Here is a 15,036-nt window from a genome sequence, read left to right as displayed (position 1 = left end):
TATTGCGCCACCGTTGAAAAAGATCGCCCGCGGGAGCGGGCTCCTACGATGTATATCACATCCCGTGTAGGAGCCCGCTCCCGCGGGCGATCTTTTCTTCTGTCTTCTGTAGCGAAGCGTCCTGAATCCTGTAGCGCAGCGTCCTGCCCTTCTCACTCCCCCAAATAACGCTTGCGCTTGGCCGGCTTCAGTTTGTGCAGGTCTGCCAGGAACAGGCCGTCGATACAGTCGCTGAAATCCGGATCGACACTGAACGCCAGTAACTGGAAGCCACCCTCTTCAAACAGCGCCGCGTACTGCTTGAACAACACCGGCACCTTCTCACCCGCATCGTTGAACAGCCGCTGCAGGCTGGCAAACCCCTCTTCCGCATCGAGCCCCGCGTAGAAGATCGCCAGCTCGCGGTGGGTTTCCGGCTCGATAAAGTAGGGCTGACGGGCACTGGCCAGGGCCTGCGGACAGGCATAGTAGCGCTGGTAGTAATAGACCATGTGGTCAATCAGGCGCTTGGGGAAACGGGCACTGATGGTGACCGGGCCGAGCACATAGCGCAATTCTGGCTGGTGACGCAGGTAGGCGCCGATACCCTGCCACAGGTAGTCGAGACTGTTCTTGCCCCAGTACTGCGGGTTAACGAAGCTGCGGCCCAGTTCGATCCCCTGCTCCAGGAAAGGCTGGAAATCAGGCTGGAAGTTAAACAGTGAGTGGGTATAAATCCCCTGTACCCCGCGAACCCGCATCAAGGGGGCCATCTCACCCAGGCGGTAGGCGCCAGCTAGGGTCATGGCGTCGTGGTCCCACAGCAGCAGGTGCTGGTAGTCCCGGTCGAAATCGTCCAGGTCCCGGCGACTGCCGGTACCCTCCCCCACCTTGCGGAAGGTCAGTTCGCGCAGGCGACCCAGTTCACGCATCATCACCGGACTGTCGGCGTAGCGGGTCAGCAGGATGCGATTGCCGTCCCGCGTCTCACCCAGCAGCTCCATGGTACGGCACTCCTGCAACAGGCGTCCGCGATCTTCCGGGTGAGCGATGGTTTTTTCGGTCACAAACAGCGGCCGCTTTTTCTGGTTGCGCTTGCCCAATTTGTAGAGGTGTTTCTTCAACCGCTGGATCAGCGTCCGGTCGGTGAGTGAGTCGGACTCCAGCGACGCCGGGGAAATAGGCTCACCGACGCGAAAGTGAATGGTGGCGGAGTGTTTGTTAAACATCTCCTTGGCCAGCAGCATGGTCCCCAGTGGCTTGAACACCATGGAGGCACCGTAGAACAGCAGCGAGTTCTTGGCCTTGATATGAATCGGCAGTACCGGCGCGCCGGCACGCCGGGCCAGTTTCAGGAAACCGGGACGCCAGCGGCCATCGCGAACGCCGGAGGGGCGTGCACGTGACACCTCACCGGCGGGGAAGACAATCACAGCGCCATCCTGTTGCAACTGCTCAAGCGCCGCGCGAAAGCTCTTCAGGTTACCGGTGCCACCCATGTTATCCAGAGGCAGCAGCAGCGACTGCAGGGGCTCAAAGGCCATCAGCATGTCGTTGGCGATAATTTTGACGTCTTGCCGCACTTCGCTCACCAAGCGCAGGATGGCCAGGCCATCGAGCGAGCCGATGGGGTGATTGGCAATGATCACCACCCGACCTGTGTACGGGATGTTGGCTCGGTCGCGATTGGAGACGGTGTAGCTGACATTGAAGTGGTCAAACACACAGTCGATAAACTCGATGGGATCGAGGCCGCCGTGACGCAACAGGAACTGGTTGATCTCCTGCTCATGAGTCAGCTTGCGCAACAGCGACACCGTAGAACGGCGGATAACGTCGGGCTGCTGTCCGAAGGCGGGGAATCTGTCACAGACGGTCTGTTCGATGTTGATCATGGGGCGGCTGGCTCTGCAGGTAATTGCGACAAAACTACTGCGAAGCTGTGACAGGGGGATGAACGGGAGGTGACAGCGAGGTTACAGGGCCGCCTATTGGGTAGCGTTTTAGCGGGCGGAACTCTGCTGCAAGGCCTTACCTCAAGGGTATGGGTGCGCGGCTATCCGGGATCCACAGTTTTGCCGGAGTGTTACCTATGCACCTGATTCGCACAGGAACCCTATTCGTCATGAATCGACACCCTGGCTTAGAAGGGGACTAATTATGTGCTGTTATTTAGGCTTTGGTTTCGCCCTGCCGGGCGAGTCACTTTTCTTTGTCGCCCAAAGAAAAGTAACCAAAAGAAAGGGCGCCCCGGGTTCAAGTCCGCACTCCGTACCCTAAAAACCATTTAAATTCTGAATGCAGATTGAATTGAAAATGTACGGTTCAGAGGCGTTTGTTTTGTCTTTTCATATTTGAATGTGGCACGGACTCGGGGCCCCTTGCGCAGCGCCGAGCACCGCAGTGCTGGAGGGGGAAGACGGCCATGGACGGCCGGCTTAGCCTTGTTGCGCCATGGAAGGCGCATCAAGGCGACCCCGGAAGCGCGAGGAGCGCAGGGAACCGGAAAGCGTCTTTTTGCTTTCCGGCGCGGAGGTGGGGCTGGGCTTTCTTTTGGTTACTTTTCTTTGCCCAAACAAAGAAAAGTAACTCGCCCCACAGGGCGAAACCCCAAGTCCAAATTCCCTCCCAAAGCCCATAAACACAACTACCCAGCCGCCAAAACCAAAAAGCCCGGCACAAGGCCGGGCTTTCCAGTCAGACTAACAGCAGCAATCAGGCCGCCTCACTCTCCTCCTCCGGCACCGAAGTGCGGATCAGGTGATCAAAAGCCCCCAGAGCAGCGGTGGCACCAGAGCCCATGGAGATAATGATCTGCTTGTAGGCGGAGTCAGTCACATCACCGGCGGCAAAGACACCTTCCATCGAAGTCTGGCCGCGGCCGTCGACCGTGATCTCACCGCGGCCGTTGAGCTCGATATCACCCTTGATCCACTCGGTGTTGGGCACCAGGCCAATCTGCACGAAGATACCCGCCAGCTCCAGGGTGTGCTCGGCACCACTGACGCGATCCCTGTAGTTCAGCGCCGTCACCTTGTTACCGTCACCCACCACCTCGGTGGTCTGGGCATTGACGATAATGTCCACGTTGGGCAGTGAGCGGGCCTTGCGCTGCAGCACTTCGTCGGCACGCAGGGTGTCGGCGAACTCCAGCACAGTGACGTGTTCAACCACACCGGCCAGGTCGATGGCCGCTTCAATACCGGAATTACCGCCACCAATGACCGCCACTTTCTTGCCCTTGAACAGCGGGCCGTCACAGTGGGGGCAGTAGGCCACGCCGCGGGCGCGGTACTCCTGCTCGCCAGGGACGTTCATGGATCTCCAGCGGGCACCCGTAGCCAGGATCACCGAGCGGGACTTGAGCACGGCACCGCTGGCGGTCTCCACCTCGATCAGGCCGTTACGGCGAATGTTGGCCGCCAGCTGGCCGCGCATTACATCCACATCGTAGCTGAGTACATGCGCTTCCAGGTTCGCTGCCAGCTTCGGCCCTTCGGTCTCCTGCACGGAGATGAAGTTCTCAATGGCCATGGTATCCATCACCTGACCGCCGAAGCGCTCCGCCAATACACCAGTGCGAATCCCCTTGCGGGCGGCATAGATGGCTGCCGCAGCACCGGCCGGGCCACCGCCCACCACCAGCACATCAAAGGTCTCCTTGCCGGCCAGGGCTTCCGCCTGACGGGCTTCTGCCTTGTCATCCACCTTGGTGAGGATATCGTCCAGAGTCATACGACCTGACGCCAGCGGCTGGCCGTTCAGGTACACCGTGGGCACCGCCATGATATTGCGGCCTTCCACTTCGCTCTGGAACAGCGCCCCATCCACCATGGTGTTGCGGATGTTGGGGTTCAGTGCCGCCATCAGGTTCAGGGCCTGGACCACATCGGGGCAGTTCTGGCAGCTCAGTGATACGTAGGTTTCAAATTCGTACTCCCCTTCCAGGGCCGCGATCTGAGCCAGTTGCTCGACGCTGGCCTTGGCCGGGTGACCACCGGTGTGCAGCAATGCCAGCACCAGTGAGGTAAATTCGTGGCCCATGGGGATACCGGCAAATTCAATGCGTGGGGCCTGCCCCTCGACGCCGATGCCCATGACCGGGGCGCGCCCCTTGGCCGCTTCGCCTTTCTGCACCCGCAACTGCGGACTGAGAGAGGCCAGTTCATCTACAAAGGTTTCCAGCTCCTGGGATTTGGCACTGCTATCCGTCGCCAGGGTCAGAACCACCGGCTGCACCAGTTTCTGCAGGTAAGCTGTCAATTGCTGTTTCAGGTTCGTATCCAACATGATGGTTCTCCAAAAATTCAGGAAGCCGGGCCAGGCCAACGGCCATGGCAAACCGGTTAGTCTTAACCGGTGAAAAGCAGCCGGGCCCGCAAGCCCGGCGTTGGCGGCTTAGATCTTGCCTACCAGGTCGAGAGATGGAGCCAGGGTCGCTTCACCCTCTTTCCACTTGGCAGGGCACACTTCGCCCGGGTTCGCTGCTACGTACTGGGCCGCCTTGATCTTGCGCACCAGGTCCGCCGCATCGCGACCAATACCTTCGGCAGTCACTTCCATCGCCTGGATGACACCCTCAGGGTCGACGATAAAGGTACCGCGGTCTGCCAGACCCTGATCTTCGCGCATCACTTCGAAGTTGCGGGTGATCAGGCCAGTAGGGTCGCCGATCATCGGGTACTGGATCTTGCCGATGGTGTCAGAGCTGTCGTGCCAGGCCTTGTGGGTGAAGTGGGTGTCGGTAGACACGGAGTAGACTTCAACACCGCGAGCCTTCAGCTCTTCGTAGTGATCAGCCAGGTCACCCAGCTCGGTCGGACAAACGAAGGTGAAGTCGGCTGGGTAGAAGAAGAACACGGACCACTTGCCCTTCAGGTCAGCATCGCTGACGGTTACAAATTCGCCATTGTGGAATGCAGAGGCGGTGAATGGCTTGATTGGGGTGTTGATCAGAGAGCTGGACATAGTCATTTCCTCGTCAGTGGGTAGTTCAGGTTGGCTGCAAAGTGTTGTTTGCTTCGACGAGGATCAGTGTATGAAACGGCCTTCGATTAATTAAATCGTTAGTCCCGCTCGTTTTTATTGGTAAAACCTATGAAACATTGGGCCTGTAACTTCCGCCTTCCAGCATCGTAATCACTCCTCCCGCGCCATCTGCAAATCCGGCCCGACCTTGGCCGTTATTCTCTGTACACCCCCAAAGGGCATTGGTACAGTAGCTGCATAAACGGTAGGGTTATGTCCATTCAGGAAGAATATCCAATGACACGGTCGACCAGTTCGCTCCGACTAGACCAGCCCCAACACTCCCTCCCCCGCGCGCCTGAGGCGCGTCACCCGCTCTCTTTACAATCAGATTCGCAGCATCGAGAACACACTATGGTCAACGACTGGAAAAATTATCCCGCCAGTGATTTTTACGATGAGATCCTCGACCCGTCCGGCAAACCCCGGCCAGGCTCGGAAGAGCTGTTCAATTACCTGAAGTCCCTCTCCACCAAAGAGGTGGCGATGCGAAAGACCGCCGCAGAGCTCACCATCAAGGAGATGGGCATCAGCTTCACGGTCTATACCGACGAGGGCAATATCGATCGCGCCTGGCCGTTTGATATTATTCCGCGGGTAATCACCAAGCCGCAGTGGGACCGCACTGCGGCGGGGCTGAAGCAGCGGCTGGAAGCACTGAACCTGTTCATCGACGACCTCTACAACGAGCAACGCATAATCAAGGACGGTGTAATCCCCGAGTACGTCCTCAAGCAGTCCGCCAACTACCGTAAGGAGTGCGAAGGCATGTCGCCCGCTTTTGGTGTGTGGGCGCACATCTGCGGCACCGATTTGGTGCGTGACAAGGACGGCGAGTTTTATGTGCTGGAGGACAACCTGCGTGTGCCCTCCGGAGTCTCCTACATGCTGGAGAACCGCTCCATCATGAAACGGGTACTGCCGGAGGTGTTTGAGAAGATCGACATCGCGCCGGTCGCAGAATACCCCAGTCAGTTGTTCGAGACCCTCACCAGCCTGTCACCCCGGCGGGTGAAAAAGCCGGTTATCGCCGTGCTGACGCCGGGCATCTACAACTCCGCCTACTTTGAGCACGCTTTCCTCTCCCAGAAGATGGGTGCCGAACTGGTGGAGGGCAACGACCTGGTGGTACTGGAAGATGACTGCCTCTACATGAAGACCATCGGCGGACTGGAGCGGGTGGATGTGATCTATCGCCGTATCGACGACCTGTTCCTCGACCCGGAAGTGTTCAACAAGGAGTCGGTACTGGGTGTCCCCGGCCTGATGCGCGCCTGGCGCGCCGGCAACGTAGCCCTGGCCAACGCCCCGGGCGCCGGCGTGGCGGACGACAAGGTGGTGTATGCCTACGTGCCAGACGTGATCAAGTACTACCTGGACCAGGATCCCCTGATCAACAACGTGGAAACCTTCCTCTGCTACGACAAGAAGCAGCGTGACTATGTACTGGCGAACCTCGACAAGCTGGTGGTTAAACCCGCCAACGAGTCCGGCGGCTACGGCATGCTGATTGGTCCGCATTCCACCGCCAAGGAACGCAAGAAATTTGCCGAACTGATCAAGGCCAACCCCCGCAACTACATCGCCCAGCCGACGCTGGCGCTCTCCACCGCTCCCACCTTTATCGGCGAAGACAACGAACCGGAGCCCCGCCACCTCGACCTGCGCCCGTTTGTGCTGCAGGGCAAAAACAAGTACGTCACCACCGGCGGCCTGACCCGTGTAGCCATGCGCAAGGGCTCACTGGTGGTGAACTCCTCCCAGGGTGGCGGCAGCAAGGATACCTGGATCGTCGATACCGACACCAAAGCCACCAAAACCAAAGCTGCCGGAACCAAAGCCACCGACGCCAAAGAAACCGGTACCAATAAAGAGTCCGGTAAATAAGGGATCAGAGAGAAACAACTATGATGTTATCGAGAGTCGCCGAGCGGGTGTACTGGACTGCCCGCTATCTGGAACGTGTTGCCAGCACCGCGCGTCTGGTGAGCATTTACCAGTCCCTGCTGTTTGACCTGCCCACCACCATCAAACAGAGCTGGTACAACCTGATCGTTATCAACGATCTGGAAGAGGCATTTGGCGAGCGCTACAGCCAGCGCAACGAACGCAATGTGGTGAAATTCCTGCTGGCGGATCCGGAGAACCCCTCCAGCCTGCTGAGCTCCCTCAAGGCCGTGCGTGAAAACGTACGCACCACCCGCGACGCGGTGCCGGAAGAGGCGTGGGAGATGATCTGTGAAATGTGCCTGTTTGTGCAGGAGCATATCGACCAGGGTATCGACCGCCGCACCCGGCACGAATTCCTGGAAGAGGTGATCAAGGGCTGCCTGCAGATCAACGGCCTGCTCTACAGCACCATGCCCCACGACGAATCCTGGGACTTCTTTACCATAGGCAGCCACCTGGAGCGGGGCGACATGACCTCCCGCTACCTGGAAGCGGGACTGACGGCGGTACTGGAGCTGCCCGATGACGACTTCAACCCCAGTGGCCAGCAGATCATCTGGGGCAGCGTGCTGCGCTCGCTCAACGCCACCCAGTACTACCTGCACACCACCCGCACCCCGGTCAAAGGTGGCGAAGTCATGCCCTACCTGCTGCGCGACCCGGTGTTCCCCAAATCCGTAGCCTACTGCCTGCAGGTAATCATGAATTCCTGCGCCCAGCTGCCCAATGGCAAGGCCGCCATCAAAAAGCTGAAAGATATAGAAGCGAAACTGAATGACGAACTGGACTTCTACGAGCCCAGCGAGGAGCTGCTGCAGTTTCTCAATCACCTGCAGATCAGCCTCACCAGTATTCACTTTATTATCAATGAGGCCTGGTTCCCCGAGGATTAACCCGGGCCACGCCTGAACATTTGGGACTTGCAACGCCCGCATTGCCAACCTGCGGGCGTGCCGTTATTTACTGCCGCAGCCAATTTACCCGAGGTAATTGTCAGCCATGACCATCCGTGTCGCTCTCAATCACAACACCTATTACAAGTTCGACCGACTGGTGAACCTGTCGCCGCATACCATCCGCCTGCGACCCGCGCCCCACTCCCGCACCCCGATTCACAGCTACAGCCTCAAGGTCAGTCCCGCCGATCACTTTATCAACTGGCAGCAGGACGCCTTCGGTAACTTCCTCGCCCGCATCGTCTTCCCGGAGAAGACCGATCACCTGTCTATTGAAGTGGAAGTACAGGCAGACATGACGGTCATCAACCCGTTTGATTTCTTTCTGGAGGAGTACGCCGAGAATTTCCCCTTCACCTACCCCAAGCAGATGAAGAAGGAACTGCTGCCCTATCTGGAGACCGCAGAGCACGGCCCGCTGTTTAACAAGCTCAAAGACAGTATCGACCTCAGTGAACGGCGCACCATCGACTTCCTGGTGGCCGTTAACCAGACGCTGGAAAAGATGATCGACTACACCATCCGCATGGAACCCGGTGTACAGAAGCCGGAGGAGACGCTGGAACTGGCCCTGGGCTCCTGTCGCGACTCCGCCTGGCTGCTGGTACAGCTGTTCCGCCACCTGGGGCTGGCAGCGCGTTTCGCCTCCGGCTACCTGGTACAGCTCAAGCCCGACGAAAAATCCCTCGACGGCCCCTCCGGTGCCGAAGAGGACTTCACCGACCTGCACGCCTGGTGCGAAGTGTTCCTGCCCGGCGCCGGCTGGGTGGGTCTGGACCCCACCTCCGGGCTGTTTGCCAGTGAAGGCCATATCCCGCTGGCCTGTACCCCCGACCCGGTTTCCGCGGCACCGATCGACGGCTTCACCGACAAGTGTGAAGTGGAGTTTGAACACAGTAACGACGTCAGCCGCATCCTCGAAGACCCCCGCGTCACCAAACCCTACTCCGAGGAGCAGTGGGATGAAGTGATGGCGCTGGGCGATATCGTGGACGCCGACCTGCAGGCGCTGGACATCCGCCTCACCATGGGTGGCGAGCCCACCTTTGTCTCCATCGACGACATGGAATCCGCGCAGTGGAATACCGCGGCCCTCGGCACCCACAAACTGAGCCTGGCCAAGACCCTGCTGCTGCGGCTGCGGGACCACTTCGCTCCCGGCGGCCTGCTGCACTACGGCCAGGGCAAGTGGTACCCCGGTGAAGAAGTGCCACGCTGGGCGCTGGGTGTCTTCTGGCGCACAGACGGCGCCCCCCTGTGGAAACGCCAGCAGCTGCTGGGGCGGGTGGACAAGGATTACGGTTTCACCGCCCACGACGCCAAGAAGTTTGTCACCACCCTCACCGACCTGCTGGGCATGAGCCACAAGTACGCCCAGCCCGCCTATGAGGATGGCCTCTACTACCTGATGCAGGAGCGCAAGCTACCCACCAATATCGACTCAGCCCTGGGTAAAGCCAAGGATGAGGGCGAGCGTGCACGGCTGGCTAAGATCCTTGAACGCGGCCTCGGCACCCCCACCGGCTACCTGCTGCCGCTGGAGTGGGACTATGTCTCCAACTGCTGGCACACCTGTATGTGGGAGACCCGCCGCGACCACCTCACCCTGATTCCCGGCGACTCCCCCATGGGGCTGCGCCTGCCACTGGCGGACCTGCCCTACGCCGCCGAGACCGAGGTGAATGCCACCCAGGACCCGTTCACGCCCCACTCGCCGCTGCCCACGGAATGGAACTTCCCCGTCTCCCCGGTACAGCCGGTGGGCCCCGAGATGATGCCGGTGCGGCAGCCGGTACCGCAGGTGCCCGGCAAGAGCGCGGCGGAGAACCGTGCCGCAGCCGACTCCAAAACCGCCAAGGCAAAAGGAGAAGTAAAGAAAGAGCTGCAATGGCGCCAGGTGATCCGCACTACCCTGTGTGTGGAGCCCCGCGATGGCCGTCTCTACATCTTTATGCCGCCGGTCTACAGCCTGGACAACTACGTCGAGTTGATCGCCGCTATTGAGGAGACCGCCGCGAAGCTGGAAATGCCGGTGATTATCGAGGGCTATGAACCGCCCCGTGACTACCGCATGCAGAAACTGCTGGTAACCCCGGATCCGGGTGTAATCGAAGTCAACATCCACCCCGCCCACAACTGGAAAGAGCTGGTGGACAATACCATGGAGCTCTATGCAGCGGCGCGGGAATCCCGCCTCGGCACCGAGAAGTTCATGCTCGACGGCCGCCACACCGGCACCGGCGGTGGCAACCACATCACCATCGGCGGTCGCACGCCAGCCGACAGCCCCATGTTGCGTCGTCCCGACCTGCTGCGCAGCCTGGTCACCTTCTGGCAGCACCACCCCAGCCTCTCCTACGTCTTCTCCGGCGCCTTTGTCGGCCCCACCAGCCAGGCACCACGGGTGGACGAGGGACGCGACGAAATGCTGTATGAGATGGAAACCGCCTTCCAGCAGATCCCCGAGGGCATCATCGACCAGCCATGGCTGATCGACCGCATCATGCGCAACCTGCTGATCGACATTACCGGCAACACCCACCGCGCCGAGTTCTGCATGGACAAGCTCTACTCGCCGGACGGCCCGACGGGACGTCTTGGCCTGCTGGAGTTCCGCGGCTTCGAAATGCCGCCCCACAGCCGCATGGCGCTGGTGCAGGCGCTGCTGATCCGCACATTGGTCGCCCGCTTCTGGAAAGAGCCCTACCACAAGCCACTGGTGCGCTGGGGCACCCAGCTGCACGACCGTTTTATGCTGCCTCATCACCTGTGGGCAGATATGAAGGAAGTGGTACAGGATCTCAACGACCACGGTTACCCCTTCCGCCTGGAGTGGCTGCTGCCGTTCGAGGAGTTCCGCTTCCCTCATTACGGCCGCACCAAGATCGACGATATCGAGATCGAACTGCGCTGGGCGGTGGAACCGTGGCATGTTCTGGGTGAAGAGAGTGGCGGCGGCGGCACCGCCCGCTACGTGGACTCCTCGGTAGAGCGCCTGCAGGTGCGGGTCAGCGGTATGACCGAAGGCCGCTACGTACTGGCCTGTAATGGCCGCCGCGTGCCCCTGAAAAACACCGGCCGCCAGGGCGAGAGCGTCGGCGGTGTGCGCTACAAGGCCTGGGCGCCGCCATCCGCGCTGCACCCCACCATTGGCGTGCACACGCCGCTGGTATTCGACCTCATCGACACCTGGAACGGCCGCTCCATTGGCGGCTGCACCTACCACGTGTCCCATCCCGGCGGGCGTAGCTATGAGACCTTCCCGGTCAACGCCTTCGAGGCAGAATCGCGCCGTGGCAACCGCTACGACACCACCAGCTACACCGCCGGGCCCTACACCCCGCGGCCGGATGTGGATGCCCTGCGCAGCTTCTACCCCAATGACCTCTCCAAACCCATGGCGCCACCGCCAGAGGAGGCCCCGGATGAGTACCCACACACCCTCGACCTGCGCCGCCGCCCGCCGGGTGGACCGCTGCTCTGAGGAATCCGGCGTGACAGACTTCACACCCCACTTATGCTGGACCCCCTGTCAGTGACATAATAGCCGGCCTTTCCGCCACCCCGGCCCAGCGGCCGGGGTGTTGTAGCTTGTCCGCAGCGGGTCCCTTAAAGGTTCACAGAGTTCCAGATCATGCAATCGCAATCCTCCTCCACCATCAGCGAAGCCACTGAAGAGTCGCTGCACTACGAATCCGGCACCCGGTTCAAGGATGAGGTGTTTGCAGAGGACGGCACCATCAAGCCGTTCTGGGAAAACCTGCTGGGCAGCCTGCAGTCCCTGGGCGCACTGTCTATGGAAGACCGCGCCAACAAGGCGCGACGTATCCTGCGGGATGACGGTGCCACCTATAACATCTACGACGAACAGCAGTCACCCAGCCACACCTGGGCCCTGGACCTGGTCCCCTCGCTGATCAGCAGCGAGGAGTGGGGCACCATCGAAGGTGGCCTGCTGGAGCGTTCTGAACTGTTTAACCTGCTGCTGAAGGACATCTATGGCCAGCGCCACCTGATGCGCCAGGGAGTCATTCCCCCGGAGGTGCTCTATGCCCACCGCGGCTTCCTGCGCGCCTGCCACGGCCTGCAGGTGCCCGGTGAGCACCAGCTGATCCTGCAGGCGGTAGACCTGATTCGTGGCGACGACGGCAATATGTGTGCCCTCACCGACCGCACCCAGTGTCCCAGTGGCGCCGGTTACGCGCTGGAAAACCGCACGGTCATGTCGCGGGTCTTCCCCAGCCTGTTCCGCAGCAGCCAGGTGCACCGGTTGGCCGGCTTCTTTCAGCAGCTGCGCAGCAAGCTGATTGCCCTCTCCCCCAACCAGGACCAGCCACGGGTGGTGGTACTGACCCCCGGCGCCCACAACGAGACCTATTTCGAGCACGCCTATTTTGCCAACTACCTGGGCTTCCACCTGGTACAGAGTGGCGACCTGGTGGTGCGCAATGGCTATGTGTGGATGAAAGCCCTGGACGGATTGTCGCGGGTGGATGTGATCCTGCGGCGGGTGGACGACCTGTTCTGCGATCCGGTAGAGCTGCGCTCCGATTCCCAGCTGGGCGTACCCAACCTGCTGGAAGTGGCCCGCGCCGGCCGCGTGGTAATTGCCAATCCGCTGGGCTCCGGCATCCTGGAAAACCCGATTTTCCTCAAGTACCTGCCCGGCATTGCCAAAGAGTTACTGGGTCGCGAGTTGCGGCTGCAATCGGTAGCCACCTACTGGTGCGGCGACGCGGAAGACCTGAAATACGTGCTGGCCAACCTGCCATCGCTGGTGATCAAACCCATCTACCGCAGCCACGGCAAGATCAGCACCTGCGGGCGCGACCTCACAGCCAAACAGCTGCAGGAGCTGAAAGCCCGCATCCTCGCCGACCCCATGCAGTACGTCGGGCAACCCATTGTTGAAGCCGGCTACCTGCCCACCTTCAGCAACGGCGAGCTGATACCGCGCCCCTCAATCCTGCGCAGTTTTGCGGTTGCCGGCTCCGGCTCCTACAGCATCATGCCCGGCGGCCTGACCCGGGTGGGCGGTACCGAAGACGCTTTTATTATCTCCAACCAGCTGGGTGCCCAGAGCAAGGACACCTGGATTATCAGCTCCGAGCCCATGGCGGCGGAAGGCGCGGCCGGCGGCGTCGATACGGCGATTGCACCGGTGCGCGAAGCGGACCTGATCAGCCTGCCCAGCCGGGTGGTGGAGAACCTGTTCTGGATGGGACGTTATGCCGAGCGCGCCGAGGCCACCCTGCGCCTGCTGCGCACCGTGTTTGTCATGCTCAACAGCGAGGAGCCCATCTCCCCGGACTGCCAGCGCCTGCTGCTGGAGACCCTGACGGAGACCACGGTAACCCACCCGGGCTTTATCAATGCCACCGAAGAATTGATCAACGATCCCGAGCCGGAGTTGCTGCGCATCCTCAATGACGTGGCCCTCAGTGGCAGCGTGCGCTCGACCCTGAACGCCATGCTGTTCTGTGCTGACGCCTCGCAGGAACTGCTGTCGTCCGACACCACCCGGGTGATCAACGACATCCGCGACGCCCTCAGCAGCCTGGACGACCTGGTCAGCACCGACCTTTTCTCTGCGCCCGAGGAGGCCATCGACCCGCTGGTAACCGCGCTCATGGCCCTCTCCGGCCTGGCCCACGAGAGTATGATCCGCGACTTCGGCTGGCGCTTTATCGATATCGGCCGCCGCCTGGAACGCGCCCATCAGACCACCAGCCTGATCAAGTGTCTGGTGGTGCCGGAACGCCCGGAAGCGGACCAGAACGTCCTGCTGGAGTCGCTGCTGCTCTCCGTGGAAGCGCTCATCAGTTACCGCCGCCGCTACCGCGCGCGCATGGGTGTGCAGTCCACCCTCGACCTGGTGATGATGGACACCTCCAACCCGCGTTCACTGCTGCACCAGCTGGAGCAGCTCAGCGCCCACATTCGCAAGCTGCCGCGGGTGCAGGAGACCAAACACGAACTGCCGCCGGAAGAGCGCGCCACCCTGCACGCCGAAACGCTGATCAAACTGTCCCTGCTCACCGAGCTCAGTTCCCGCAACGACGGCGAACGCCAGGTGTTGCTGCAGACCCTGGACAACCTGCACCTGTCACTGGCTACCATCAGCGACCTGCTCAGTGACAAATATTTCGATCACCGCGAAGTGTCGCAGCAACTGGTCAGCAATACCTGGGAGAACCTGTAAGTGCGCTACCGCATCAAGCACATTACCGAGTACCGCTACAGCGATCGCGTCAGCCATTGCTACAACCTGGCGCACATGATCCCCCGCACCACCCTGCGGCAGAAGTGCCTGAAAAGCGATGTCGACGTACAGCCCATGAGCGCCTACGCCACCCGTCGCCAGGACTACTTCGGCAACATGGCGTTTCACTTTGAGATTCAGCGCCCGCACAAAAAGCTGATCATTTCTGCCACCAGTGAAGTAAACACCGGCCCGCAGCGCTCCAATCTCAACCTCGATTTCGGCATCACCTGTGCCCAGGCCCGGGAGCTGATGAAAAAGGCCAAGGATTTTGAAACCCTGCAGGCCCGTGAATATCAGCTGGAATCACCCATGATTCGCGCCAGCAGTGAACTGCAGGAGTTCGCCGCCCCCTCCTTTGCCGACGATCGTCCGCTGCTGTCTGCGGTGATGGACCTCACCCGTCGCATCTTCAAGGAGTTCAGCTACGAACCCCAGTCCACCACCATCGCCACGCCCCTGCACGAAGTGCTGGAGAGCCGCAAAGGTGTATGCCAGGACTTTGCCCATTTACAGATTGGCTGCCTGCGCTCGCTGGGATTTGCGGCCAAATATGTCTCCGGTTATATCGAGACGCTGCCGCCACCGGGCAAGGAGAAGCTGGTAGGTACTGACGCCACCCATGCGTGGATTTCGGTCTACTCACCCACCGAAGGCTGGTTTGAATTTGACCCCACCAATGAGTGCCTTGCCGGCGAGCAGCACATCATCACCGCCTGGGGCCGTGACTTCTTTGACGTCACGCCGCTGAAAGGTGTGATCTTTGGCGGTGGCCAAACACCCACCCTCAACGTCTCTGTGGACGTGGCGCGACTGGCGGATTAATTACAGCAGTACGCGACTTTTACCCTTCTTTACCCG

General features: G+C 60.5%; 7 protein-coding genes and 1 pseudogene. 5 read left to right on the top strand and 3 right to left on the bottom strand.

What is annotated here, in order from left to right:
* Positions 1-152: 152 nt before the first annotated feature.
* From GSF27_RS12785 to ahpC, 3 genes are all read right to left on the bottom strand, one after another.
* Positions 153-1,874, bottom strand: a complete 1,722-nt coding sequence (locus GSF27_RS12785) for a lysophospholipid acyltransferase family protein (RefSeq protein WP_160969653.1) — start codon at positions 1,872-1,874, stop codon at positions 153-155.
* A gap of 820 nt (positions 1,875-2,694) precedes the next feature.
* Entirely contained in the window at positions 2,695-4,269 is a 1,575-nt protein-coding gene (gene ahpF, locus GSF27_RS12780; RefSeq protein WP_160969651.1) for an alkyl hydroperoxide reductase subunit F, read from the bottom strand.
* A gap of 108 nt (positions 4,270-4,377) precedes the next feature.
* Complete coding sequence (gene ahpC, locus GSF27_RS12775) at positions 4,378-4,947, bottom strand: alkyl hydroperoxide reductase subunit C (RefSeq protein ID WP_160969649.1); 570 nt, start codon at positions 4,945-4,947, stop codon at positions 4,378-4,380.
* Between the two features lie 414 nt (positions 4,948-5,361).
* Here ahpC and GSF27_RS12770 point away from each other — a divergent pair.
* The 5 genes and pseudogenes from GSF27_RS12770 to GSF27_RS18115 all read left to right on the top strand — a co-directional run.
* Positions 5,362-6,804 (top strand): annotated as a pseudogene (locus tag GSF27_RS12770) (circularly permuted type 2 ATP-grasp protein); the annotation flags it as partial.
* A gap of 110 nt (positions 6,805-6,914) precedes the next feature.
* Entirely contained in the window at positions 6,915-7,850 is a 936-nt protein-coding gene (locus GSF27_RS12765) for an alpha-E domain-containing protein (protein ID WP_237457542.1), read from the top strand.
* 106 nt (positions 7,851-7,956) lie between these two features.
* Positions 7,957-11,397 (top strand): DUF2126 domain-containing protein, encoded by a 3,441-nt coding sequence (locus GSF27_RS12760; RefSeq protein ID WP_160969645.1) that lies wholly within the window; start codon positions 7,957-7,959, stop codon positions 11,395-11,397.
* Positions 11,398-11,547: 150 nt separating this feature from the next.
* Positions 11,548-14,115 (top strand): circularly permuted type 2 ATP-grasp protein, encoded by a 2,568-nt coding sequence (locus GSF27_RS12755; protein WP_160969643.1) that lies wholly within the window; start codon positions 11,548-11,550, stop codon positions 14,113-14,115.
* Entirely contained in the window at positions 14,116-15,000 is an 885-nt protein-coding gene (locus GSF27_RS18115; RefSeq protein WP_160969641.1) for a transglutaminase family protein, read from the top strand.
* Positions 15,001-15,036 lie beyond the last annotated feature (36 nt).

The sequence above is a fragment of the Pseudomaricurvus sp. HS19 genome (assembly GCF_009857815.1).
Classification (GTDB): Bacteria; Pseudomonadota; Gammaproteobacteria; order Pseudomonadales; family Cellvibrionaceae; genus Pseudomaricurvus.
This window is presented reverse-complemented; position numbering and strand designations above follow the sequence as displayed.

Coding starts and splice junctions, on each gene's coding strand:
- GSF27_RS12785 (WP_160969653.1), bottom strand. CDS start 1,874: ATGATCAACATCGAACAGACCGTCTGTGACAGATTCCCCGCCTTCGGA.
- ahpF (WP_160969651.1), bottom strand. CDS start 4,269: ATGTTGGATACGAACCTGAAACAGCAATTGACAGCTTACCTGCAGAAA.
- ahpC (WP_160969649.1), bottom strand. CDS start 4,947: ATGTCCAGCTCTCTGATCAACACCCCAATCAAGCCATTCACCGCCTCT.
- GSF27_RS12765 (WP_237457542.1), top strand. CDS start 6,915: ATGATGTTATCGAGAGTCGCCGAGCGGGTGTACTGGACTGCCCGCTAT.
- GSF27_RS12760 (WP_160969645.1), top strand. CDS start 7,957: ATGACCATCCGTGTCGCTCTCAATCACAACACCTATTACAAGTTCGAC.
- GSF27_RS12755 (WP_160969643.1), top strand. CDS start 11,548: ATGCAATCGCAATCCTCCTCCACCATCAGCGAAGCCACTGAAGAGTCG.